At 69.4% G+C, this 23,467-nt stretch carries 20 protein-coding genes; 10 read left to right on the top strand and 10 right to left on the bottom strand.

The window, feature by feature from the left end; genetic code table 11:
- Nucleotides 1-119: 119 nt before the first annotated feature.
- Nucleotides 120-1,781 carry an ABC transporter ATP-binding protein gene (locus AC3ANN_RS02005; RefSeq protein ID WP_488339344.1) on the top strand — a complete coding sequence of 554 codons (1,662 nt, stop codon included), beginning with the start codon at nucleotides 120-122 and terminating at the stop codon, nucleotides 1,779-1,781.
- 53 nt (nucleotides 1,782-1,834) lie between these two features.
- On the opposite strand, the gene AC3ANN_RS02000 is transcribed toward AC3ANN_RS02005, so the two are convergent.
- The 3 genes from AC3ANN_RS02000 to AC3ANN_RS01990 are packed head-to-tail and all read right to left on the bottom strand — an operon-like array spanning nucleotide 1,835 to nucleotide 5,927.
- Entirely contained in the window at nucleotides 1,835-3,595 is a 1,761-nt protein-coding gene (locus AC3ANN_RS02000) for a thiamine pyrophosphate-binding protein (protein ID WP_488339343.1), read from the bottom strand.
- Nucleotides 3,592-4,479 carry a citryl-CoA lyase gene (locus AC3ANN_RS01995; RefSeq protein WP_488339342.1) on the bottom strand — a complete coding sequence of 296 codons (888 nt, stop codon included), beginning with the start codon at nucleotides 4,477-4,479 and terminating at the stop codon, nucleotides 3,592-3,594. The genes AC3ANN_RS02000 and AC3ANN_RS01995 overlap by 4 nt, the downstream gene beginning before the upstream one ends.
- Nucleotides 4,476-5,927, bottom strand: a complete 1,452-nt coding sequence (locus tag AC3ANN_RS01990; RefSeq protein WP_488339341.1) for an aldehyde dehydrogenase family protein — start codon at nucleotides 5,925-5,927, stop codon at nucleotides 4,476-4,478. The genes AC3ANN_RS01995 and AC3ANN_RS01990 overlap by 4 nt, the downstream gene beginning before the upstream one ends.
- A 240-nt stretch (nucleotides 5,928-6,167) precedes the next feature.
- Here AC3ANN_RS01990 and AC3ANN_RS01985 point away from each other — a divergent pair, with 240 nt between their 5' ends.
- From AC3ANN_RS01985 to AC3ANN_RS01970, 4 genes are all read left to right on the top strand, one after another.
- On the top strand, nucleotides 6,168-8,861 hold the full coding sequence (locus AC3ANN_RS01985; RefSeq protein ID WP_488339340.1) for an outer membrane protein assembly factor BamB family protein: 2,694 nt from the start codon (nucleotides 6,168-6,170) through the stop codon (nucleotides 8,859-8,861).
- Nucleotides 8,862-9,061: 200 nt separating this feature from the next.
- Nucleotides 9,062-9,709: a TRAP transporter small permease gene (locus AC3ANN_RS01980; RefSeq protein ID WP_488339339.1), complete on the top strand. Its 648-nt coding sequence runs from the start codon at nucleotides 9,062-9,064 to the stop codon at nucleotides 9,707-9,709.
- Between the two features lie 3 nt (nucleotides 9,710-9,712).
- Nucleotides 9,713-10,993: a TRAP transporter large permease gene (locus tag AC3ANN_RS01975; protein WP_488339338.1), complete on the top strand. Its 1,281-nt coding sequence runs from the start codon at nucleotides 9,713-9,715 to the stop codon at nucleotides 10,991-10,993.
- 13 nt (nucleotides 10,994-11,006) lie between these two features.
- Nucleotides 11,007-11,456, top strand: a complete 450-nt coding sequence (locus tag AC3ANN_RS01970) for a type II 3-dehydroquinate dehydratase (RefSeq protein WP_488339337.1) — start codon at nucleotides 11,007-11,009, stop codon at nucleotides 11,454-11,456.
- Nucleotides 11,457-11,471: 15 nt separating this feature from the next.
- Here the strand turns inward: AC3ANN_RS01970 and AC3ANN_RS01965 are convergent, their stop codons facing one another.
- On the bottom strand, nucleotides 11,472-12,860 hold the full coding sequence (locus AC3ANN_RS01965) for an FAD-dependent oxidoreductase (RefSeq protein ID WP_488339336.1): 1,389 nt from the start codon (nucleotides 12,858-12,860) through the stop codon (nucleotides 11,472-11,474).
- A complete protein-coding gene (locus AC3ANN_RS01960; protein WP_488339335.1) occupies nucleotides 12,857-13,942 on the bottom strand; it encodes a Gfo/Idh/MocA family protein in 1,086 nt (361 codons plus the stop codon). Before AC3ANN_RS01960 ends, AC3ANN_RS01965 begins: the two co-directional genes overlap by 4 nt.
- A 319-nt stretch (nucleotides 13,943-14,261) precedes the next feature.
- Between AC3ANN_RS01960 and dctP the strand changes: the two genes are divergently transcribed.
- Nucleotides 14,262-15,323 carry a TRAP transporter substrate-binding protein DctP gene (gene dctP / locus AC3ANN_RS01955; RefSeq protein ID WP_488339334.1) on the top strand — a complete coding sequence of 354 codons (1,062 nt, stop codon included), beginning with the start codon at nucleotides 14,262-14,264 and terminating at the stop codon, nucleotides 15,321-15,323.
- A gap of 88 nt (nucleotides 15,324-15,411) precedes the next feature.
- Here the strand turns inward: dctP and AC3ANN_RS01950 are convergent, their stop codons facing one another.
- Complete coding sequence (locus AC3ANN_RS01950) at nucleotides 15,412-16,176, bottom strand: IclR family transcriptional regulator (RefSeq protein WP_488339333.1); 765 nt, start codon at nucleotides 16,174-16,176, stop codon at nucleotides 15,412-15,414.
- A 3-nt stretch (nucleotides 16,177-16,179) separates the two neighbouring features.
- Nucleotides 16,180-16,938 carry an IclR family transcriptional regulator gene (locus AC3ANN_RS01945; protein WP_488339332.1) on the bottom strand — a complete coding sequence of 253 codons (759 nt, stop codon included), beginning with the start codon at nucleotides 16,936-16,938 and terminating at the stop codon, nucleotides 16,180-16,182.
- Between the two features lie 133 nt (nucleotides 16,939-17,071).
- Here AC3ANN_RS01945 and AC3ANN_RS01940 point away from each other — a divergent pair, with 133 nt between their 5' ends.
- The 4 genes from AC3ANN_RS01940 to AC3ANN_RS01925 are packed head-to-tail and all read left to right on the top strand — an operon-like array spanning nucleotide 17,072 to nucleotide 20,812.
- Complete coding sequence (locus AC3ANN_RS01940; RefSeq protein ID WP_488339331.1) at nucleotides 17,072-18,919, top strand: bifunctional sugar phosphate isomerase/epimerase/4-hydroxyphenylpyruvate dioxygenase family protein; 1,848 nt, start codon at nucleotides 17,072-17,074, stop codon at nucleotides 18,917-18,919.
- Nucleotides 18,916-19,218: a Dabb family protein gene (locus AC3ANN_RS01935; RefSeq protein WP_488339330.1), complete on the top strand. Its 303-nt coding sequence runs from the start codon at nucleotides 18,916-18,918 to the stop codon at nucleotides 19,216-19,218. The genes AC3ANN_RS01940 and AC3ANN_RS01935 overlap by 4 nt, the downstream gene beginning before the upstream one ends.
- Nucleotides 19,215-20,141 carry a shikimate dehydrogenase gene (locus tag AC3ANN_RS01930; RefSeq protein ID WP_488339329.1) on the top strand — a complete coding sequence of 309 codons (927 nt, stop codon included), beginning with the start codon at nucleotides 19,215-19,217 and terminating at the stop codon, nucleotides 20,139-20,141. The genes AC3ANN_RS01935 and AC3ANN_RS01930 overlap by 4 nt, the downstream gene beginning before the upstream one ends.
- On the top strand, nucleotides 20,138-20,812 hold the full coding sequence (locus tag AC3ANN_RS01925; protein ID WP_488339328.1) for a TetR family transcriptional regulator: 675 nt from the start codon (nucleotides 20,138-20,140) through the stop codon (nucleotides 20,810-20,812). The genes AC3ANN_RS01930 and AC3ANN_RS01925 overlap by 4 nt, the downstream gene beginning before the upstream one ends.
- Before the next feature lie 8 nt (nucleotides 20,813-20,820).
- Here AC3ANN_RS01925 and AC3ANN_RS01920 read toward each other — a convergent pair whose 3' ends face one another.
- The 3 genes from AC3ANN_RS01920 to AC3ANN_RS01910 form a co-directional block, all read right to left on the bottom strand.
- Complete coding sequence (locus tag AC3ANN_RS01920; protein WP_488339327.1) at nucleotides 20,821-21,480, bottom strand: IclR family transcriptional regulator; 660 nt, start codon at nucleotides 21,478-21,480, stop codon at nucleotides 20,821-20,823.
- Nucleotides 21,481-21,484: 4 nt separating this feature from the next.
- Nucleotides 21,485-22,225 (bottom strand): IclR family transcriptional regulator, encoded by a 741-nt coding sequence (locus AC3ANN_RS01915; protein ID WP_488339326.1) that lies wholly within the window; start codon nucleotides 22,223-22,225, stop codon nucleotides 21,485-21,487.
- Between the two features lie 185 nt (nucleotides 22,226-22,410).
- Nucleotides 22,411-23,379, bottom strand: a complete 969-nt coding sequence (locus AC3ANN_RS01910) for a ThuA domain-containing protein (RefSeq protein WP_488339325.1) — start codon at nucleotides 23,377-23,379, stop codon at nucleotides 22,411-22,413.
- Between the last annotated feature and the right edge of the window lie 88 nt (nucleotides 23,380-23,467).

The raw sequence follows: 23,467 nt of genomic DNA, 5'->3' as shown, positions 1-23,467 counted from the left end.
CGGGCTGGACACGACCATGTCGCCAATCCGGCGCATGTGTCAATCGGGATGAGCGGATCCGGCGCATTTCTTTACACAGATGTAACAATTCGGCCCGAGTTCCGCTGCACAATGGGGACGTGGACAAAGAAATCGCCCGACGTGCGCCCGTGCTCACCGTTCGCGGTCTCGAGGTGGGGTTCCGCTCACACGACTCGTACACCCGCGCGGTGAGCGACATCGACCTCGATGTGCGACCCGGCGAGCTGGTCGCTCTGCTCGGCGAATCCGGTTCCGGCAAGACCGTGACGGCCCGAGCCATCATGGGAGTGCAGGATCCCGCGGCGGTGGTCGCGGCGCGCGAGATGCGGCTCGGCGAGGTCTCCCTTCTGGAGCTCGGCGACGAGGCCCGGCGGCGACTGCGCGGCGAGCGCATGAGCATGGTGATGCAGGACGCCCTGTCGGCTCTCAACCCCGTCCTCACGATCGGAGACCAGATCGGCGAGGTGTTCCGCGTGCACCGCCGCATGGGCCGGCGTCAGGCGCGTGCGCGCGCGATCGAGCTGCTCGAGATCGTCGGGATCTCGTCGCCCCAGACACGCGTCGACGATTATCCCCACCAGTTCTCCGGCGGCATGCGTCAGCGCATCCTGATCGCGATGGCGATCGCCCTCGAACCCGAGCTGCTGATCGCAGACGAGCCGACGACAGCGCTGGACGTCACGGTGCAGGCGCAGATCCTCCGCCTGCTCCACGATCTCCGTGGGCGCCTCGACATGGGCGTCCTCCTCATCACGCACGACATCGGCGTCGTGACGGAGGTGGCCGATCGGGTGGTGGTCATGCGCAACGGCGGCATCGTCGAGGCGGGCGACGCCGATCGAGTGTTCGCCGACCCGCAGATGCCGTACACCCGCACGCTGCTGGCGTCGGCGCCGCACCCCGAACCGGCGCGCGTGCTCGAGGAGCCCGCACCGGAGGCCGACGACGTCGTGCTGTCAGTCACTGGCCTGCAGCGGAGCTTCCGCACCGGCCCGGCGCTCGCACGGAAGACGGTCGCCGCCGTCGACGGGATCGACCTGTACCTCCGTCGCGGCGAGACACTCGGGATCGTGGGCGAGTCGGGCAGCGGCAAGTCGACGCTCGCCCGCATGATCGTAGGGTTGGAGAGCGCCGACAGCGGAAGCGTCGTTTACCGCGGGCGTGACATCACTCGACGCACCAGGGGCCCGCGACCGCCCGCGCAGTCCGGCATCCAGATGATCTTTCAGGACCCCTACACGTCTCTCGACCCGCGCATGCGCGTGCGGGACGTCATCGCCGAGCCGCTTGCCGTCACCCGCACGGGCACCGCGGCATCGCGGCGCGACCGCGTCGCCGAGCTGCTGGAGCTCGTGGGCATGAAGCCCGACATGATGTACCGCTTCCCGCATCAGTTCTCGGGAGGTCAGCGGCAGCGGATCGGCATCGCCCGCTCTCTCATGCGGGATCCCGACATCCTGGTGTGCGATGAGCCGGTCTCTGCGCTGGACGTCACGATCCAGGCGCAGGTCGTCGATCTGCTCACCGACATCCAGGATCGCCTGGGCCTGAGCATCCTTTTCATCTCGCACGACTTGTCTGTGGTGCGCAACCTTGCACATCGCGTGCTGGTGATGTACCACGGCAACGAGGTCGAGACCGGCGAGACGGAGCAGATCTTCGAGAACCCGAGCCGCGACTACACGAAGCAGCTGCTCGCATCGATCCCACCGCTCACTCGCGCCGAGCGGGGTAAGCTCACCCGCTCCGCTGCGGCGTGAGCGGGCTGGTCGTGCGGAGACCGCTTTCGCGCGATGCTGCTCTCGCGCCGTGACTACGTCGCGACGTGCTCGATCGCCTCACCGGGTGAATAGATGTCGAGGATGTTCCAGTGCCCCGTCGTCGGCGTCGGCACGTTCACCATCGAGACGTCGATCACGACCGGCGCCCGGAGCGCTATGGCGCGCTCGAGCGCGGGCTTGAACTCGGCGGCGGACTCGACCTTGATCCCCGTCACGCCGTACGCCTCCGCGATCGCTGCGAAGTCGGTGTACATCGGATCGTCGCCGTTGCCGAACACGGTCCCGTATGTCGTGTCGAACGCGGCCTTCTCGAGCCCGGCGATCGTGCCGAAGGCGTTGTTGTTCATGACGACCCAGACGACGGGCACATTCTCCTCGCGAGCGGTCGCCAGCACCGCGGGGTTCTGCCCGAAGCCGCCGTCCCCCACCAGGGAGACGACGACGCGATCCGGTCGGGCGATCTTGGCGCCGACCGCCGCGGGCGCGCCGAAGCCCATGGTGGCGAAGCCGCCGGGCGTCAGGAACGTGCCGGGGGTGAGGATGTCGAACTGCTGTCCGACGCCGTTCTTGTTCCATCCGACATCGGTGGTGATGATCGCGTCGGCCGGGAGCACCTCGCGGGTCTCGGAGAGGATCCGCTCGGGCCGCATCGGCCACGCGTCGGAGACCTGGGCATCGGCGTTCTGGAGCTTCACCGCGGCACGGTTCGCCGCGATCTGCGAGAGCAGCTCGCCGCGCTCCACTCCAGCAGGCGCGAGCCGCCGCGCGACACGGGTGAGCACCGCCAGCGCGGACTTGAGGTCGGCGAGCGCGCCGATCTCGAGCGGATAGTTGCGGCCCAGCTCCGTGGGGTCGATGTCGATCTGCATGAGCTTCGTGGTGGGGATGTCGAAGGTGTACTCGGGGTACCACGAGCTCGAGTCGGCCTCGGCGAACCGCGTGCCGAGGGCGAGGATCCAGTCGGCGGTGCGCGTCGTCTCGTTCGTGAACGCCGTCCCCCAGAAGCCGGTCATCCCCAGCACCAGCGGGCTGTCGTCGGGCACCGCGCCCTTGCCCATGAGACTGTGCGCGATCGGGAGCGAGAGCAGCTCGGCGAACTCGGCGAGCTCGTCCGCGGCGTCGGCGGCGACGATGCCGCCACCGACGTACAGCACGGGCCTCTCGGCATCCAGCAGGTTCTGCACGATGCGCTCCGCGACCGCTTCGTCCAGCGACGGCCTCGCGAGCGAGCGCGTGTTCAGCATCACCTTGTCGAAGAGCGCCACGTCGATCTCGGCCGAGAACACGTCCATCGGCACGTCGACAAGCACCGGCCCTGGGCGCCCGCTCTCGGCGAGCGTGAACGCCTTGTCGAGCACCTCGGCGATGAGATGCGGCTGGTCGACCCGCCACGCGCGCTTGACGAAGGGCCGGTAGATCTCGTACTGGGCGGCGTCGGCGTGGAGGTTGATCTCCTGGTGGGGATGCTTGCCGAAGTAGTGGGTGGGCACATCGCCGGCGATGACGACGAGCGGGATCGAGTCCAGCGCCGCGTTCGCCACGCCGGTCGTCGCGTTGGTCAGCCCCGGACCGAGGTGCGTGAGTACGACTCCCGCGCGCTGCGTCACCCGGGCGTAGCCGTCGGCCGCATGGGCGGCGATCTGCTCGTGCCGCACGTTCACGAACGAGATGCGATCGCTCTTCTCCAGGGCCGCCAGCAGCGCGATGTTGGTGTGCCCGCAGAGCCCGAAGACGTGCGCGACATCGCGCGCCTCCAGGTACCGGACGATCTGGTTGGACACCAGGTCCTTCATGACGTTGTTCCTCTCTCGTCGCCTCTGAGCGGCACCGAGCGGCGAGCCGGTCCCGTGTACGTGTAGCCGATGGATCTGGGCATCGGGCCCTTGATGCGGCCACCCTGCGTCATCTGCTCACTGGCGTGCGCCAGGATCCCGACGGAGCGGGCGAGGATGAACACGCCGCGTCCGAGTTCGGGGGTCAGCCCCAGTTCGCAGTAGATGACGGCCGTCACGCCGTCGACGTTCATCGGCACGCGCCGGGGCCTTCCCTCGCTGATGGCGTCTTCGACGGCACGCCCGATCGCCGCGAAGCGGCCGTCGACCGCGCCCGCGGCGGCCGCCGCGTCGACGAGCGACAGCAGCCGCGGCGTGCGGGGATCGAGCGGATGGAAGCGGTGCCCGAACCCCGGGACGTACCGGACGCCGGCATCGCGGTGACGCTGCAGGACGACGCGCGTCGCCTCGACGAGGTCACCCGTCCGGCCGAGCTCGGCGTCGATCTCGAGGTAGAGCTCCATGCACTGCTGCCCGGGTCCGCCGTGCACGTCGCCCAGCACGTTGATCGCGGACGCCATCGCGGCGTTGATCGGCACCCCGCAGGTCGCGGCCATCCGCGCGATGGCGATGGACGGCGCCTGGGGGCCGTGGTCGACCGACGCGACGAGCGCGGCCTCGAAGAGCGTCGCCTGCGCGCGCGAGGGCAGCTCGCCGCGCAGCATGAGCCAGATCGTGTCGACGAAGCCGACTCTCCCGAGGAGCTCCTCGATCGGATAGCCCCGCAGCGAGATCTCACCCGGATGCACGTCGATGATGTCGGTCTGCCACCAGCGCCGCGCTTCATCGACGAGCTGTTCGGCCGTCGCCTCGCTCCCCTCGCCGGGGCCTTCGTCGGCGTTCACGGCGCCGTCGCCAGGGTCGCGTCGACCGACTCGAGCGCGGCGTCGTAGAAGTCGCCGAAGAGCTCTTCGTCCGACGGCCGATCCTCCGCGATCGTGCGGGAGACCCAGGTCGTGTTGAGGTAGTGACGCAATGAGACGTTCTCGGAGGTGATGTTGCCTCCCCACGTGCCGCACCCCATGGACGAGGTCATCGGCATCCCGTTCGTGAACGACCCGGCGTTCGCCTTCGAGTTCGGCTGGCGCACCATGATGCGCGACACCGGCATGTGCCGCGCGAAGTAGTCGATGTGCGCGTCGTCCGTCGACGCGATGCCGCACGAGTGCCCCTTGCCTCCGATGTCATAGAGCCGCTTGGCGAGCTCCACGCCGTCCTCGAAGCTGCCTTCGTAGGCATGCACCGCCATCAGCGTGGTGAGCTTCTCCTTGCAGAACTGCCGGTCCTCGCCGATCCCGTCACCCTCCACCACGATGAACCTCGATTGGGACGGGATGCCGAAACCCGCCGCCTTCGCGAGGGCTTGGGGCGACACGGCGACGGTGTCGGGCAGCCGATGCCCCTCGTCATCCCACATCACCCGCTGCAGCGCCGCCCGCTCCTCGGCCGTCGCGAGGTATCCGCCTTCGGCCTGGAGCGCGTCGAGCATCTCCCGGTATCTCGACGCCGGGACCAGGACGTTCCCGTCGGCGGAGCACCCGGAGCCGAAGTCCGAGGTCTTCGAGATCGCGCAGTTGCGCGCGGTCTCCTGGAGGTCCGCCGTCTCGTCGACGAACTCCGTCGCGTTGCCCGCGCCCACGCCGTAGGCAGGTGTTCCCGAGCTGTACGCCGCGCGGACCAGACCCTGTCCGCCGGTGGCGATGACGAGGTCAGACCGGCGCATGATCTCCTGCGACGCAGCGAGGCTCGGCTGCGTGATGCACTGGAGGATGTCTGCCGGCGCGCCCTCCGCCTCCAGCGCCTCGCGCATCAGCCGGACCGTCTCGAACGTGGTGTCCTTCGAACGCGGATGCGGCGAGAAGACCACGACGTCCCGCGCCTTGATGGCGTAGATGGCGTTGCCCGCCGGGGTCAGATCGGGGTTCGTCGTCGGGACGATGCAGCCGATGATGCCGACCGGCTTGCCGTATTTGATGAGGCCCTTCTCGGCATCCTCCTCGATGACCCCCACTGAGGGGCTGCGCAGGGCGTCGCGAAGCACGCCGCGGATCTTCATGCGCTTGGCCATGCGGCTGTCGAAGTCGCCGAGGCCGGACTCCTCGATGCCCATCTTCACGAGCCGCTGGAAGGTCGAGCGGTTCGCCACCGCCCACGCGACGGCGCGGATCAAGCGGTCGACGCGCTCCTGATCGAAGGTCTCGATGACGGCGAGCGCCGCCCGCGCTCGCGCGAACACGTCATCGAGTTCCTGCTCCTGCTCGGGCGACAACGATCTGGGGGCTGAGGCGGCCATGACAACTCCGTCCGTGGGCGTGGGTGCCGACTGCCGCATGCTAAGCACGCGCCGTCAGCGGCGACAAAGCGTGTCCCACTGGGCAGTTTCGCGGCAGCGGTGAGGCGGCCCCGGGGAGGGAAGGGCGCGGTTTGTGCCACTCGATGGGTCGCACGGTTGCCGGGCCCGGCGCCCGGGGTTAGCGTCCGAGCGCCGGCCGTCATGGGCGGCACCCGATCGATGATGATCAAGGAGCACCTGATGCGCAAACGACTGACCACGAGGTGGAGAGCTGCGGGTATCGGCGCACTCGCGCTGGCGCTCGCCGTCGCGGCCTCACCCGCCTACGGGCTCGCCAGACCCGCCGAACCGGTCCCTCCCGCAGGTCTGACCGGTCTCGAGCCGACGGGCGCGAACATGCCGACTGTCGGGGGGAACCTCGGCAACCAGCACTACTCCGGATTGACGCAGATCACGAAGGAGAACCTCGGCGAGCTGGCGCCTACCTGGCGCACGCACGTCTCGGCAGTCGCTCCCGCGAGCGACGACACGGGGCAGCAGACGACGCCGATCGTGATCGACGGCGTCATCTACCTCGACACCCCGAGCGGCGGCGTGATCGCGGTCGACGGCGTGACCGGCGACCCCGTGTGGAAGTGGGAGAACACCGACTACGGGCTGTCGGGAACGCGCCGCGGTGTGTCCGCCGGCGACGGCCGGATCTACACGCTCGCGGGTGGCAACCGCGTCGTCGCACTGGACCAGGCCACCGGCCAGGAGGTCTGGGCGGTGCAGCCGACCGGCCCGAACGGCGAAGACCTCGGCCGCGTCGGCAAGGTCGCGACGGTCTATTTCGACGGGATCGTCTACGCGCATGCGGCCGACGGCGACCGCGGGGCGGTTGTGGCCCTCAATGCGAACGACGGATCGTACAAGTGGCACTTCTTCGGCGGGCCCAAGCGGGGCGAGCAGTTCACCGGCCCCGACGGTGTGACCTTCGACGCGTCGGCGACCTGGGGCCCCGTCCTGCCCGACGGCACCGACTGCTCCGAAGAGGGCGGCGCGACGTCCTGGATCCATGGCGCCGTCGACCCCGAGCTGAACATGTACTACATGACGTTCGGCAACGCGCGCAGCTGCACGTCCTCGCAGAACGGGTCGCTCCGCCCCGGAGACAACCTCTTCTCGAGCACGATCGTGGCGGTGGACGCCGCGACCGGCGCCTACAAGTGGCACTACCAGTCGATCCACCACGACGTGTGGGACATGGACAACGTCCACCCGCCGACCCTGGCCGACATCGTCGTCGCCGGCGAGGAGCGCAAGGTGGTGTTCTACGGCAGCAAGTCGGGTCACCACTTCGTCCTCGACCGCACGAACGGCGACCCTGTGCTCCCGGTCACCGAGAAGGAGATGATCACCGACTCGCGGCAGGCGCACGCCGAGACGCAGCCGTTCCCCGAGCAGCGACTGCTGCCCGAGTGCCTGGTGTGGGAGAAGCTCGACCCTGACAACATCCCCGGAGACCCGTGGCGCGCGGTGCCGAACTACAACGGCTATCAGCCGGATGCCGACGGCAACCTCGTCTTCAACCCCGACAGCTACGTCGCCGTGGACGAGCCGTACCTCTCCTATCCGGAGGGCCACGTGGGCCACCGCGAAGGCTGCATGTACGACCCGCAGTGGGACGTGCCGGTCCTGTCGACGACGAGCCAGAACGGCGGCGGCGACTGGTCGAACCACGCGTACAGCCACAGCACGAACCTCGTGTACTTCCCGTATGGCACCAACCCGGTGGCGCACTGGAACGGCGCCGCGGCCAACGGACAGCGCGCGATGGGGCAGTACCAGACCGGCGGCATCCTCGCCTACGACGCCTCGACCGGGGCGGTGGCGTGGGAGAACCATCTGGGAACGGACATGTCGCACGGCCAGGGACCGCTGGCGACGGCATCCGACCTGCTCTTCGTGGGCCAGATCGACGGACGCCTGCTCGCGATGGACGCCGTGAGCGGCGACGTGCTCTGGGAGTTCCAGACGGGCTCCGGGATCGCGGCGGCACCGGTGACCTACGAGGTCGACGGCGAGCAGTACGTCGCGATCTTCGCCGCTGGTTCGACCAACCCGTACGGCAACTCGGTCACGCAGGGCGACTCGCTGTGGGCGTTCAAGCTCGGTGGCACGTACACCACCGAGTCGGGAAGCCAGGAGGGTCCGATGACAGCACCCCTGTCGATCCGCCGTCCGGTGAGCGGCGCGGCGGTCGAGGGTTCGACGGTGGGCAACACCGTCCTCCTGGCCCGCTCGAGCCGCACCGCCGACACGGCAGCGGCGCGCGACAGCGTGGCGCAGGCCGGCATGCAGCCGACGCACCTGCGCGTGCCCGTCGGCACGACGGTGACGTTCCGCAATCCCGGGGCCGAGACGTTCCCGAACTTCCCCAACCAGAAGCCGCATTGCGCGACGCAGTTCTTCGAGGGTGAGTTCAACGTGAAGCTGCAGCCGGGCGAGACGTACCAGCACACGTTCACGCGTGCCGGCGAGTACTTCTTCAACGACTGCACCGACCCGCGGCCGACCGGCAAGATCGAGGTCTACCTCACTCCGCAGGACCAGCCGGGGGCCCTCACCTTCCCGCCGGACAAGCTCGACCTCCGATCGGAGACGGGACTGTTCACCGGCGTGGACGGGAAGGTCACGGCGAAGTTCGAGCTGCCCGACGGCTACACGTACGACAGCGGCGCCGTCCTGCTCACGCCGCTCTCCTCGACCCCGGTCGAGGCGTCGAAGGTGACGGCCAACAAGAACCGGATCATCGTCCAGTTCGAGGCCGACGATGTCGACAACAACGTGCCGACCGGGGAGGTGACCCTCACGCTCCGGGCGAATGTGCTGAACGCGCAGGGAGTCCAGGAGCAGCTCACCTCGAGTGCGACGGTGACCGTCACGAAGTAGCCGGGACCGCACGGCGCCGATCCGCCTCCGTCGTCCTCGACGGGGGCGGATCGTCGTGTGCGGCACGGTGTCCCATTCGGCGAAACTCGTCTTTGCAGGCCGGCGCGCAGCGACCAGAGTCACAGAGGCGACGCGTGCGCGCTCCGCCCCGCACCGACAGAGAGGTTGGCAATGCACCCTGACACCGTGGCGGTGGCGCCATGACAGACAAGCCCGGCGCAGACCCCGGGAAGGGTCCGGAGCCCGAGAAGGCACCCGGCCCGCCGGCCGAGCCGGGCATCGGCGACTCGATCTTCCCGCACACGAACACCTACTACACCGCGCCGAAGCTCAACCAGGGCGTTCCGCGCGACCCGGCGTTCATCCGCGGTCTCTCCGCGATCGAGATCACCCTCGGCGTCGCGCTGTTCGCCCTGATCGTCTTCGGCGTCATGTACCAGGTGCTGGGCCGCTACTTCCCCGCGATCGGCTGGGTCGGCGCCGGCGAGATCGCGCTCCTGTCGATGATCGCGATGACCTTCATCACCACCGGCTACCTGGTGGGCCGCAACGGCCACATCGTGCTCGAGATCTTCGACGAGCTGCTGGCCGGAACGAAGCTCTTCGTCGCCCTGCGCGTGATCTCGGCCATCATCATGATCGCCACGAGCCTCGCCCTCGCCTACGAGGCGTACGTCAAGCTCGAAGCCGAATGGGGCCGGCTGAGCGCCGCGATGAACCTGCCGATCGGCGTCCTCTACCTCTTCGCCCTCATCGGCTTCGTCTCGGCGGCCATCCACTCCGGGTTCAAGATCCCGTACGCCAACCGGCCCGAGAAGAAGCTCGACATCGGCGAGATGGAGGCCTGACCCTTGGACCTCTGGCTCTACATCCTGCTGTTCGTCGTCTTCCTGCTGCTGCGGGTGCCCGTCGCGTTCTCGATGATCGCTGCGAGCATGCTGTACTTCTACAGCCACGGCCTCTCGGCCGGCTACGCCATCTCGTCGGTCGTGAACGGCATCAACAGCTTCCCGCTGCTCGCCGTCCCGCTCTTCATCTTCGTCGGCACGATCGCCAACCACCTGGGCATCGCGACGCGCCTCTACGACCTCGCTCGCGCGCTGCTGCCTCGACTCCCCGGCAACCTCGCCTACGTCAACCTGGGCACCGCGGTCGGGTTCTCGTGGATCAGCGGGTCGGCCTTGGCCGACGCGGCGTCCACGAGCAAGGTCCAGATCCCGCAGATGCTCAAGGCCGGCTACCCGTACGGCTTCTCCGCGGGACTGACGGCCTCGGGCTCGCTGCTGAGCACCGTGATGCCCCCGAGCATCCCCGCCGTGCTCTTCGCGGCGACCGCGTCGATCTCGACCGGCGCGCTGTTCGCCGGCTCCATCATCCCGGCCATGCTCATGGCGCTGGGCCTCGCGGCGTACGTCTTCTTCTGGGTGCGGCGCCACCCGGACGTCGCCGTTGCGAAGCCCTTCGTCGGGTCGATGCTCGCCAAGGCCTCGGTGCGTGTCATCGGGCCCGCGATGCTTCCCGTGATCATCCTCGGCGGCATCTTCAGCGGCTGGTTCACCCCCACCGAGAGCGCCGGCATCGCCGCGGTCTACATGCTGATCCTCGGCCTGATCTATCGCACCCTCACGTGGCACGTGTTCTGGAAGGCGGCCAAGGAGACGGTCGTGATCTCGGGCGGGATCCTCCTGATCCTCGGCGCGTCGAACCTCATGGGCCAGGTGCTCGCCCGCGAGCAGGTCTCGCGCAACCTGGGCGAGTGGCTCACCGGGCTCACCGACAACCCGTTCCTGTTCCTCTTGATGCTCAACGTGCTGCTGATCCTGCTCGGCATCCCGCTCGAGGCACCGCCGGTGATCCTCGTGCTCGTGCCGATCCTCATGCCGATCATCGGACAGTTCGGCATCGAGCCGGTCCAGCTCGGCGTCATCATGATCCTCAACCTGATGATCGGCTCGCTGACACCGCCCGTGGGCGCCGTGCTCTTCGTGGTCGGCTCGATCACGCGAAGGCCGATGGGAGAGCTCTTCCGCGGCATCCTGCCGTTCCTCATCCCCCTCGGCGTCGTGCTGCTGCTGCTGACGCTCTTCCCGGTGATCGTCACGATTCTGCCGACGTGGCTCGGGCTGATGTAGGGCGAGGAGAGGCATGACACGCAAGCTCTTCGTCCTGAACGGGTCGAACCTCAACATGCTCGGGCTGCGCGAGCCCGGACTGTACGGCACCGCCACCCTGGAGGACGTGCGTTCGGAGTGCGAGCGGGTCGCGGCGGAGTGCGGCTTCGACCTGTTCTTCGCGCAGACCAACGCGGAGCACGAGCTGGTCGAGCTGGTGCACGACGCGTTCCGTCAAGGCGCGGTCGTCGTGATCAACCCCGCCGGGTTCAGCTTCGGCTCGGTGCCCCTGCTCGACGCGCTGCACATGCTGACGACGCCGGTCGTCGAGGTTCACATCACCAACATCCACGCCCGCGACGCCGTCCATCAGGACTCCCTGATCTCGACGGTGGCGCGGGTCGTGATCGCGGGCGCGGGAACCTACGGGTACGAGCTCGCGATCCGCGCAGCCGATCGGCTCACGTCGGACGGGAACGGCTGACGCCGTCCGGGGACGTCACCCACCGGCGATCGCGTCGGCGGCCACCACCCCGAACACGAGCGCCTTCGTGAGGGCGGTGCCGGTCATGTACGAGGCGCCGTGGAAGCCGCCGGCGATCTCGCCCGCAGCATAGAGCCCGTCGATGCGTGTGCCGTCGACGCGAAGCACGGATGCGTCCGGTGCGACACGCAAGCCACCGTACGTCGACGTCATCGCCGTCACCGCGGCATACGCGTAGAACGGGGCGGCGCGGATCGGCGTCAGCTCGCCGACGCCATTGACCAGTCCGGTCCGGCCGAAGGCGTCGCCGCTCCCCCGCGACACGCCCTCGTTGTACTGCGCGATGGTGCGCTCCAGATTCTCCGGAGGGATGCCGAGCTCCTGCGCCAGCGACGAGACGGTGGGTGCGCTCACCAGGTGGCCCAGCTCCTCGAGCCGCTCCATGTCCGAGAGGGGCACCCCGGGCCGGGACCGCGCGCGCACGACGGCGTCGAAGACCTGGAAGGCGGATCGTCCCGGCTGGTTCAGGACCGCGGAGCCGAGGACCTTGTACGAGTCGGACTCGTCCGCGAAGCGCTCGCCGCGCACGTTGACGAGGATCGCTCCGAGGTAGTTGGCGGTGAGGAGCTCGTGCTCGTCATCGGTCGTCTCGGCGTGCTGGCCGTAGGTGCCGCTCACATGGCCGATGTCGGCCAGCCCGGCTCCCAGCATCCATGCCATGCGAAGGCCGTCGCCGGTGTTGCCCACACCGCCGTACGGCATCGCGGCCGCCTGATCGGGGACGAAGAGCTCGAGGAGTTCGCGAGACCGCGAGAATCCTCCGCTGGCGAGGACCACTCCCGACCGCGCCAGGAGGGACCCGTCATCGGATCGGATGCCGACGACCCGCGGCCCGTCCGTGAGGAGGCGGTGCGCTGCGCGACCGGTGACGATGGTCGCGCCCGCGGCGAGCGCCTCCGCCTCGAGGTGTGCGAGCAGCTCGCGGATGCGCACCAGGTGCGCCCGCGCGACCGTCATGCCCGCGCTCACCTTGAGCTCGTCCGTCCACGCGCCGGCACGATCGATCGCCTCGACCGCGGCCGCCTGGTCGCCGACAAGCGCGTGCAGGAGCGACTCGTCGGCGTATTCGCCCCCGGTCTCGCGCATGTCGGCGAAGAAGAGGCCGTCGGAGTCGTCGACGCCCGCGCGACGCTGGCGCTCCGTGCCGGACAGGGCGAACCAACCGCCGCTCAGCGCCGAGCTGCCACCGAGGCGGTCGCTCTTCTCGACGAGCGCCACGCTCAGCCCGTGCGAGGCGAGTCGGTGCGCCGCGGCCAGCCCCGCAAGCCCTCCGCCGACGACGATCGTGTCGTATTCCCGCTCGCTCCGCCGCGTCGTCGCCGCCGCCTTCTCGTCGCGTGTCATCGCCGCTCGCTCGCCTCGACCTCGGCGCGGAACCGGGCCACGTCCACGGTCCGCTGCGTCCGGGCCGCGAGCGCCGCCGCCTCCACCAGCGCGAGCGTGCGCGACGAATCGCGCGCCGAGACGAGGGGCTCCGCGAGCCCTCGCGCGACGTCCGCGAAATGATCGAGCTGCGCGGGGAAGGATCCTCGCGGCTCGAACGGGAGGTAGGTGCGCGACAGCGGCGAGTGCCAGTCGGGCGACACCGACGGGTCGTAGGCGTACCTCGCCAGATTGGGCACGGACAGCGCGGCGCGCGTGCCGACGATCCGGTACGCGACGCCGTCCGGGAGGTATGGGAACGCCGACGTCTCTTGGGTCGCCTGATCCCAGCCCCACGGCGACACCCCCGCGTCGGACGCGATCAGGCTCCCGACCGCACCGCTCTCGAACCGCAGGTTCAGCGACACCGTGTCTTCCACCGGCAGCCCGCGCGCATGTGAGCTCTGCATCGCCTGGACCTCGGCGACTTCGCCGCACAGGTGCCGGAGCAGGTCGAGATCGTGGACGGCGTTGATGAGCGTCACGCCGGCGCCGGGGAGGCTGTGCCACGGCATCTCGGTGAAGTACGAGTCCTCCTTGCGGGCCGACCACAGCCCGCTGACGGCGACGACCTCGCCGAGGTCGCCGCTGCCCACCGCGGTGCGCGCTCGCGCGACCGCGGGATGGTGGCGCCGGTGGTGACCGACCAGTAGCCGCCCGTCGAGCCGCGCCACCGCGTCGACGAGCCGGAGGGACTGTGCGTAGTCCACGGCGGCCGGCTTCTCGAGCAGCACCGCGAGGCCGGCCTCGAGGCATTCGACGGCGGTGTCGACGTGCAGCGCGTTCGGGTTGGAGATGATGACGGCATCCAGGTGCTCATGCTCCAGCATCCGTCCGACCGATCCGTAGGTCGGGCACTCGAAAGCCCCGTCTGCGACGGCGGGGTCGGCCACCGCCGCGAGAGAGAGGCCCGCCGCCGCACGGATGAAGCCGATGTGCTGGCGCCCCATGAAACCGGCGCCGATCACGCCCATGCGGAGCGTCGGGCGATCGGATGCCGTCACGAAGCCTCCCTGCATGCGTGCCGTCTGCGCGGGTCGGCACCGAGCGTATGCCACGATGGACCGGCGCGCGGGAGTCGTTCCATTCACCGGGGAGGCATGCGCGCAGCACGCCATGCGCCATGTTCCACTCGACGGGACATCGCTTTGCGAACCGTGCGATCTCGGTAAGAGTCGGCACTGCCACCGGGCCGTAACGTGACAGCGTGGTCGACGACGATCTCGCCCTCGAGCGAACGCCGCGACCGGATGTCCCGCTCCGGCCATCGAATGACACGTCACCGCTTGCACAAGGACGTGCGCAGAATCAGAGGAGAGTCCCATGAGCACAGCCCGCTCGACGCGCCGAGGCCGAATCGCCGCGTCGGTGCTCGCCGCAACAGCCCTCGTCGTCACCGGCTGCGCCGGAGGCGGCGGCGACGCCCCCGACGAGACCGGCGACGGAGGCGGAGCCGAGAACAACCCGGTCACCCTGACCGTCGCCACCAGCCAGAACGAGCAGACGCCGAACTACTTCTGCGGTGTCGAGCTGCTCAAGGAGCGCCTCGAAGAGGCCGACATGGGCTTCACCGTCGAGCTGTACCCCGCGAGCCAGCTCGGCCCCGACGCCGATCGCTTCCCGCAGGTGCAGGCCGGCGACATCGACATCGACCTGCAGGGCGCGTCCGCGCTCAGCGCCACCTACGAGCCGATCGGCGTCGTGGACGCGGCCTACGCGTTCGACGATGTCGAGCATGCGTTCCAGTGGATCGACGAGAGCTCCGAGGATCTGTTCACGGGCTTCCACGAGGCCACAGGAGTGAACATCGTCGATGGCTGGTTCTTCGGCAACCGCACCTTCACGACGAAGGATGTCGAGGTGACGAGTCCCGAGGATCTGGCAGGCGTCCCGATCCGGTTCCCGAACTCACCGATCTTCCTCGCCAACGCCGAGGCGCTCGGCGTGACCAACCCCGTCTCCGTCGCGGTCGAGGAGCTCTACACGGCCCTGCAGCAGGGCATCGCCGTCGGCCAGGAGAACCCGATCGTCGCGACGCGCTCGTCGAGCTACGACGAGGTGCTCAACACCGCGATCCTCAACAACCACAACGTCGGCATCCACTGGATCATCGTCAGCGACAAGACCTACGAGAAGATGAACGAGGAGCAGACGGCCCTCCTCGAGGAGACGATCCACGAGATCCGTCCCGAGAACCGCGCGTGCGTCGACGAGGAGACCGAGAAGATCCTCGACGAGTACCGCGAGAACGACGCCTTCACCGTGGTCGAGCAGGAGGACATCGACATGGATGCCTTCATCAGCCAGGCCGAGGAGTTCTTCCAGGGCTACTTCACGGGCGAGAACCTCGAAGCGTACGAGGCGATCCGCGAGACTGCGGGCTGAGTCCGCGGACCCGACCGCGGCGAGCGAACGGGGTGGGTGCGAAGGCACCCACCCCGTTCGCGTGCGCCCCAGGCTGCACCAACGGCGGTCAGTCGCGGTGCGCGATGTCCATCCTGCGGCTGAGCGTCAATGCGGCCGCGCGCACGGCCGGGGCCAGGCGCGCCGGAACGACGTCCGAGGCGGCGCCGCTCACCGAGACCGCGGCGACGGCCGCGCCGCCGTGACTGAGGATCGGGCTCGCCACGCACACGCGCCCCGTGAGGCACTCCTCGTTCTCGGTGGCGACGCCCATACGGCGAACGTCGCTCAGCTCGCGGGCGAGATTCGTCGGATCGCAGATGGTCCGTGGCGTGCGGGGGTGGAGCCCTCCGCGGATGACCCGCTCGACGACATCGCGCGAGGAGAAGGCGAGGAGTGCTTTCCCGAGCGCGGTCGCGTGCGCCGGCAGACGCCCGCCGACCCTCGCCGCGGGCGCGGGGCTCGCCTCGCCGCGGACGATCGCGATGAAGAGCACATCGGCATCCTCGAGCACCGCGAGACTCACCGTCTGGTGCGTCACGTCGCGCAGCTCGGACATCACGGGCAACGCGACGTGCCGCAGCCTCCGCGGCTGCTGCACGGTCTCAGCCAGCTCGAACAGCCGGATTCCCAGGTACAGCTTGTCGCCGTCGCGATCGAGGAAGCGCTGCGCGACCAGATCGGCCGCGATTCTCGAGACCGTGGACTTCGGGAGGTTCGCGCGCCGGGCCAGCTCTGACACCCCGAGGCCCTCGTCGTGCTCGCCGAAGGCGTCGAAGAGGGCTGTCACGCGGTCGAGCACGCTGACCGAGTCGGTCCAGGTGGCGGTGCGCATCGTCTACGCCGCCGTCAGCCGGCGGCTGACGGTCGTGCCGGCCGCTCTCACGAGCGGTGCCACGCGATCCGGATCCATGCCGCCGCTGGGCCCCGCCACCGAGATCGCCCCCACGACGCCGCGGTCGGCCGAGAGGACCGGGCTCGCGACGGCGAGGATGCCGGGATACGACTCCTCGATGTCCATCGCGACCACGGCCGAGCGGACGTGCAGGAGCTCATCGCGGAAGTGGTCCGCGGCTGCCTCGGCCAGCGGCGCGCTCACGCGGTCCACCACTCCCTGGTCGGCGCAGAACGCGAGGTAGGCCTTGCCGCTGGCGGTCGTGAGCGCCGGCGATCGCATGCCCGCGCGCGTCGGAAGCATCGGGAGGCGACCCGCGACGGCGGCGATCGAGACCATGTCGGTTCCCTGCTGCACCCAGAGCCCGACGCGCTCCCCCGTCACCTCGCGCAGCTGTCGGATCACCGGCGCCGCGGCGCCGATGAGCCTGCGGGGAATGCTCGCGCGCGCGCCGAGCTCGAACAGGCGAAGGCCGAGAGCGACGCCGTCCTCGGTGCGCTCCAGGTAACGCTGTGCGATCAGCTCGGCGACGAGTCGCGAGACCGTCGACTTCGGCAGATCGGTCCGCGCCGCGACATCCGTGACCGAGATCGACCCGGCCGACTCCTTCACGGCGTCGAGGATCGCGATGATGCGGTCGAGCACCGAGACGGGCCCGCCCTCATGAGCGGGAAACGTGTTCCATTCGGCGAGACTCTCCATCGAGCATCCCCTCCCAGCGGCTTGAATCGTCGTCGATCGCGCTTCGCTTCGAACGTACTAGTTAGTACACAACCATGCAATGCTGTTCCGAGAATCACGCGGGCACCAGCGCCGGTGCGCGCAGAAAGGCGCCATGCGCACATCGATCGCCACGGTCTGCCTGAGCGGCACCCTCGATCAGAAGCTCGCGGCCGCCCACGAGGCCGGCTTCGACGGAGTGGAGATCTTCGAGCCGGATCTCATCGCGTCACCTTGGTCGCCCGAGCAGATCCGGTCCCGTGCGGCCGAGCTCGGGCTCTCGCTGGACCTCTACCAGCCGTTCCGGGACTTCGAAGGCGTCGGCCCCGAACTCCTGGACGACAATCTCCGCCGTGCCGCCGCGAAGTTCGGGCTCATGAACCGGCTGGGCATAGAGACCATGCTGCTGTGCAGCAATGTCGCGACGGCCCGCAGCGGTGACGAGCAGCTCGCCGCGACACAGCTGCGCCTCCTCGGAGACCTCGCCGAGCGGTTCGGCGTCCGGGTCGCCTACGAGGCGCTCGCGTGGGGCCGCTTCGTCGACAGCTATGAGACCGCGGCGCGCATCGTCCGCCTCGCAGACCATCCGCGCATCGGCCTCTGCCTGGACAGCTTCCACATCCTCTCCAAGGGGCACAGCCCCGAGGCGATCGAGACGATCCCGGCGGAGAAGATCTTCTTCGTGCAGATGGCGGACGCACCTCTCCTCTCGATGGATGTGCTCTCGTGGAGCCGTCATCACCGCCTGTTCCCCGGCGAGGGCGGCTTCGATCTCGGTGCCTTCATGGCGCACCTCGTCCGCACCGGCTACGACGGTCCGGTGTCGCTGGAGATCTTCAACGACACGTTCCGCCAGGCCGACCCCCTCGAGACGGCGATCGACGCGCGTCGCTCGCTCCGCTGGCTGGAGCACGAGACCGCCGTCGCACTCGGACCGGGAGCAGGCGGGAGCGCGGCACGGATGCCCGCCGCCACGCTGCCCCCGGTGCGGCCTCCCGCCGACCTGAACTACGTGGAGCTGCGCACGACCGCGCTGCCGGAGCTCCGGAGACTCCTCGGGCAACTGGGCTTCCGCTCCCACGGCGGGCACCGCACCAAGAGCGTCGAGCTGTGGTCGCAGGGAGCAGCCCGGGTCGTGCTCGGCGCCCCGGGCGCGGACCGCGCCCGGCCGACCGTGGCAGGCATCGGCCTCTCCGTCGACGATCCCCCGATGGCGCTGCGGCGAGCCACCGAGCTGTTCGCCCCCGAGATCCCGCGGTCCCAGGGCGTGGACGAGGAGCCGCTCGTGGGCGTGCGCGCACCGGACGGGTCGGAGGTGTTCTTCGGGGCCGCGGAGGGATCAGTCCCGCGATGGGTCGGCGAGTTCGGTCCTGCGCGCGACGACGACGAGCCGCACCTCATCGCGCGGGTCGACCACGTGAACCTCGCGCAGCCCTGGCAGCACTTCGACGCGGCCGTGCTGTTCTTCCACTCCGTGCTGGACCTCGGCGCCGATCCCACCATCGAGGTCGCCGCTCCGGTGGGGCTCGTACGCAGCCAGGTCCTCCGCAGCTCCGACGGAGTCGTGCGGATCGCTCTCAACCTCGTGCCCTCGGGCGCCGCCGACGACGCGATCCTGCCGCAGCATCTCGCCTTCGCGAGTCATGACGTGCTGGCGCTCGCCCGAGCGGCACGGGAGCGCGGCTTCCGGCCGCTCGACATCCCCGCGAACTACTACGACGACATCGAGGCCCGTTACCAACTGGAGCCCGGCCTGCTCGATGAGCTGAGGGAGCTGAACGTCATGTACGACAGGGACGCGTCGGGCGAGTTCCTTCACTTCTATACGCACCCGGTCGGAACCGTGTTCCTCGAGGTCGTCGAGCGCCGTGGAGGGTACGCCGGGTACGGCGCACTCAACGCCCCTGTCCGTCTCGCAGCGCAGTACCAGCATCGGCGCGAACATGAGAGGGCCGACGCGTGATCCGGCACGTGGCCGTCTTCCGATTCGTCCCGGAGTTCACCGCAGAGCAGCGTGAGCACTGGATGACGCTCCTTCGCGCGCTCCCGGAGCAGATCCCGCAGCTGCGGAGCATGACAGTGGGCCCCGACCTTCTCGGCGGCCCCGCCTCCCATGAGCTCGCGATCGTCGCGGACTTCGACGACCTGGACGGCCTCGATGCGTACACGCGGCATCCGGCCCACGCCGAGGTGCTGCGCATCTCCGCGCCGGTGAAGGTCTCTCTCGCGACCGTCGACTTCGAGATCCCGGACGTCTCGTGACGAGCCGAACGGATGCCGCGGCATCCCGTCTCCCGGACCGGCACTACCTCGTCGGACTGATCGGCGAAGGGATCACGGCATCCCTCACGCCCGCCATGCACGAGGCGGAAGCGCGCGAGCTCGGGCTGGACTACGAGTACCGCGTCCTCGATCTCATCCGACTCGGCCGACGCGCCGGCGATGTCGGGGAGCTCCTCGCCGAGGCCCGCGCCGCCGGCTTCTCCGCGATGAACATCACGCACCCCTGCAAGCAGCTGGTCCTCGATCTCGTCGACGACCTGCACGAGGATGCCGCGCACCTGCAGGCGGTGAACCTCGTCGTGTTCGACGACGACGGCCTCGTCGGCTACAACACCGACTGGATGGGGTACCGCGAGGGCCTGGAGACGGGCCTGCCGGGGGCGTCGTTCGAGCACGTCGTGCAGCTGGGCTGCGGCGGCGCCGGCGCCGCGACCGCCTATGCGCTCCTCTCCCACGGCGCCGCGCGGCTCGACCTGTCGGACGTGGACCCGGTACGGGCGGAGGAGCTCGCCGACCGAATGCGCGGCCACTTCCCGACGCAGACCATCGTCACGCTCGCCCCCGGCGAGCTTCCCGCAGCGATCGCCCGAGCGGACGGCGTCGTGCACGCCACACCGCTCGGCATGCTCCACCATCCGGGCGTCGCCTTCGACCTCGACCTGCTGCCCGCGGGCGCGTGGGTGTCGGACGTGGTGTACCGGCCGCTCGAGACGGAGCTCGTCCGGCAGGCTCGGGAACGCGGCCACCCCGTGCTCGACGGCGGCCGGATGGCCGTGGGCCAGGCGTGCGCTAGTCTCCGAATCATCACGGGGACCGAGCCCGATCGTGAACGGATGGAGCGCCATTTCCGCGCGCTCATCCGCGCCGAAGAGGAGTCCGGCGCCGAAGGGAGCCTGCGATGACGGCTGGATTGAACGAGGTGCGCGACACCGGGACGACCGAACGCGCCGCCCGGACACAGGACGACATCCTCGAGGTCGCGACCGCCGAGTTCGCCGCCAACGGGTTCGCGGGCGCCCGGGTCGACGAGATCGCCGCACGGACGCGCACGACGAAGCGGATGATCTACTACTACTTCGGCTCGAAGCAGGGGCTCTTCCTGGCCGTTCTGGAGCGCGTGTACGCCCAGATCCGCCGGGTCGAGCGCGGCATCAACGTCGACGAGCTCTCGCCGGACGAGGCCCTGCGAAAGCTCGCAGAGGCCACGTACGACCATCACACGACGCACGAGGCGTTCATCCAGCTGGTGAGCATCGAGAACATCCACCGCGCCGAGCACCTGCGTCAGTCGCAGACCATCCTGCGCGAGAACGCCACGGCCATCACGCTGCTTCAGCAGGTGATCGAGCGAGGCGTACGGGACGGGATCTTCCGCGACGACGTCGACGCGCTCGACGTGCACATGGTGATCAGCGCCTACGCCTGCTTCCATGTGGCCAACCGCCACACGTTCGCGGCGATCTTCGGGCGCGACATGCTGGATCCGGCGCTCCAGGATTCGCACCGCCGCCTCATCGGCGATCTGGTCGTCGCGACGATGACCGACCCCACGTCCCCACGGCCTGCTCGCTGATCCAGGCCTCAGCCGGCGGAGCGTCCCGCGGGCGCGAGACGGCGGGAGACCGCGAGGGCGGCGACGCGGACCGCAGCGGCGGAGCGTTCGATGTCGAAGCCTTCCGTCCAGCCCGACACCGAGATCGCCGCCACGACCCGCCCGGTGGAGTCGCGGATCGGGTGCGCGATCGTGCGGACGCCGTCGGGCGACTCCCGCCCCGGGTCGGCAGTGCTCGAGCGCCCGAGGACGGCGTCACCGATGGCCATGGCGTTCAGTTCCAGGCGCCCGCCGGTGCGCGGTGCGAGCGGGGGTGCGCCTCGGCCGCGCATGGCCGCGAGGCAGACCAGCTGGTCTCCGTCGCGTATCGCAAGGTGCGCGTTGTGCCCAGTCCTGGTGCGCAGGTCGGCCATGACCGGGAGGGCGGCGATCCTGAGCTCGCGGGGGTGCTCCGCGAGCTGACCGAGCTCGAAGAGCCGGAGGCCGAGATGGATGCGCTTGCCGTCGCGCTCCAGGAAGCGCTGCCGCACGAGCGTCGCGACGAGTCGCGAGACCGTCGACTTCGGCAGGCCGGCCCGCGCGGCGAGTTCGGACAGCCCGAGTCCGCGATCATCCTCGTCGAACGCCTCGAGGATGGACGTCATCCGGTCGAGGACGCCGAGCGCATCGGCGGAGTCGTCCCCGGCCATGGGGTCAGGCCACCTGGGACGCCAGCCGGTGCGTGAGCGCGAGGGCGGCGTGGCGCACGAGCGGTGCGATGCGGTTCGGGTCCATGTCGGTGACGGGTCCGGCGACCGAGATCGCCGCGACCGGCAGTCGCTCCGAAGAGAGGATCGGGCTCGCGACGCCGACCACGCCGGGAAACGTCTCGCAGCGGTCGACCGCGATCGACTCCGCCCGGACTGCCACGAGCTCACGCTCGAACCGGTGGCGCGTGTACGGGTCGAGCCCGGCCATCACCGCCCTCAGGACGTCTTCGTCCGTGGTGTGGGCCAGCACTGCCTTGCCGAGCGCCGTCGTGACGGAGGGAACGCGGACGCCCGCGCGGGATGGGACCGGCCGAAGCCGCCCGCGCACCGAGATGACCGAGAGCATCTCGCACCCCTCCTGCACCGCGACGTTGAGGTGCTCGCCGGTGGCGTTGGACAACTCGGCCAGCACCGGCAGAGCCGCGATGCTCAGCCGCCGGGGCGTGCTGGCGCGTGCGCCCAGCTCGAACAGCCTCATGCCGATCACCACGCCGCCCTCGCTGCGCGTCAGGTACCGCTGCCGCACGAGGTCTCCGACCAGGCGCGAGACGGTTGACTTCGGGATGCCCGTGGCCAGCGCCAGCTGGGTGATCGTCGTGGAGCCGTGGGATTCACGGACGGTGTCGAGGATGGCGAGGATCCGGTCGAGCACCGAGACAGGCTCGCCTCCGGTTGCGGATCGCATGTGGGCAGTATCCGTCGCGTCCGCCGGAGCGGCAAGGAACTGCTTCGCCGGAGGGCGAGTGGTCCCGCTGAGTGGAACACGCCCCGGCGGGCCTGCGCGCCAGGACCACGACAGAGGGCCCGAACCGGCCTTCCGGCGGGTTCGGGCCCTCGTCGGTCACGAGCCGCGGACGACTCGCCTGGGCGTCAGGCCGCGCAGAACGGTTTGATCCCCATCGCGCTCTCGAGCCCCTCCATCACATGCTGCTTGAACAGGTCGTCGCCGGCGAGCGGCGCATCCGTCCACGCTGCGACGTCGTGACCGAGCGTGGTGAGCCACGCGCGGCCGCCGTCGTAGTAGTGGCACCAACTGACAGGGTGGTGCTCGCCGTGCCCGGCAGGGGTCGCCTCGCTCGTGGCCTGGTCGACCTCGAGGAGGACGTTCACGAAGCTCGGGTACGGGATGAGGTTGTACCACTCGTCCTTGAACGCCCACGTCTCGGGCATGAACGACGTCGACACGTCGCCGGAGTTGATCGTCTCGACCGTGCCGTCGCGGTTCGGCCCGTGATTGAAGAAGTTCGCACCGCCGAGCAGCCCCTCGTAGTGCGGCCAGTGGTACTCCGCACCGAACGCGTTGTGGATGCCGACGAACCCGCCGCCGCCCCGGATGTACTGCATCAGGGTGGTCTGCGCCGTGTCATCCAGCGTGTCGCGGTTCGAGCTCAGGAAGACGACGGCCTGGTAGTTGTTCAGCCGGCTGAAGCTCGCCAGGTCCTCGGTGTAATCCACTGCGATCCCGCGCTCTTCGGCCCACGCCTTGAGAGCGGCCTGCGCGACATTGTTGGCGGCGAGGGGCGGGTTCAGGCCGGGGCCGAGCGGCGAGCCGAGGTGGGCGTGGCGCGGACCGGGCGTCCGGCTCCAGATGAGGATGCGCTTCTGCTCCCCCTCCGTCCAGCCGTTGCCGTAGTCGTTGTAGCACTCGGGGTCGGTGCCGCGACACACGCCGTAGTCCTTGATCTCGTCGAGGTAGATCTGACTGGCGGTCGCGGGCTGCCCGCCGAGGCCGTTCCCGTTGTCCTTGCCCGCGTTCAGGGCGTTCGCCCCGACCACCATGGTCGCGCCGAGCGCTGCCGCGGCGACGAGAGCGACTCCGGAGCGAATGAGCGATTTCATGTGATCTCCTTTGATCGTTGCTGCTGGTGCCTCGGGCAGGCGAACCGCATCAGCCCCAGGGCTGGTGCGAATCTAGGCTTCGGCGATG

It is taken from the genome of Microbacterium sp. STRO-2N (assembly GCF_057747775.1).
Note: the sequence above shows the minus strand (reverse complement) of the source record. Positions and strands in the feature narration are given on the sequence as shown.

Coding starts and splice junctions, on each gene's coding strand:
- dctP (WP_488339334.1), top strand. CDS start 14,262: ATGAGCACAGCCCGCTCGACGCGCCGAGGCCGAATCGCCGCGTCGGTG.
- AC3ANN_RS01985 (WP_488339340.1), top strand. CDS start 6,168: ATGCGCAAACGACTGACCACGAGGTGGAGAGCTGCGGGTATCGGCGCA.
- AC3ANN_RS02000 (WP_488339343.1), bottom strand. CDS start 3,595: ATGAAGGACCTGGTGTCCAACCAGATCGTCCGGTACCTGGAGGCGCGC.
- AC3ANN_RS01970 (WP_488339337.1), top strand. CDS start 11,007: ATGACACGCAAGCTCTTCGTCCTGAACGGGTCGAACCTCAACATGCTC.
- AC3ANN_RS01965 (WP_488339336.1), bottom strand. CDS start 12,860: ATGACACGCGACGAGAAGGCGGCGGCGACGACGCGGCGGAGCGAGCGG.
- AC3ANN_RS01915 (WP_488339326.1), bottom strand. CDS start 22,225: ATGCGATCCGCAACCGGAGGCGAGCCTGTCTCGGTGCTCGACCGGATC.
- AC3ANN_RS01920 (WP_488339327.1), bottom strand. CDS start 21,480: ATGGCCGGGGACGACTCCGCCGATGCGCTCGGCGTCCTCGACCGGATG.
- AC3ANN_RS01910 (WP_488339325.1), bottom strand. CDS start 23,379: ATGAAATCGCTCATTCGCTCCGGAGTCGCTCTCGTCGCCGCGGCAGCG.
- AC3ANN_RS01940 (WP_488339331.1), top strand. CDS start 17,072: ATGCGCACATCGATCGCCACGGTCTGCCTGAGCGGCACCCTCGATCAG.
- AC3ANN_RS01990 (WP_488339341.1), bottom strand. CDS start 5,927: ATGGCCGCCTCAGCCCCCAGATCGTTGTCGCCCGAGCAGGAGCAGGAA.
- AC3ANN_RS01945 (WP_488339332.1), bottom strand. CDS start 16,938: ATGGAGAGTCTCGCCGAATGGAACACGTTTCCCGCTCATGAGGGCGGG.
- AC3ANN_RS01980 (WP_488339339.1), top strand. CDS start 9,062: ATGACAGACAAGCCCGGCGCAGACCCCGGGAAGGGTCCGGAGCCCGAG.
- AC3ANN_RS01950 (WP_488339333.1), bottom strand. CDS start 16,176: ATGCGCACCGCCACCTGGACCGACTCGGTCAGCGTGCTCGACCGCGTG.
- AC3ANN_RS01925 (WP_488339328.1), top strand. CDS start 20,138: ATGACGGCTGGATTGAACGAGGTGCGCGACACCGGGACGACCGAACGC.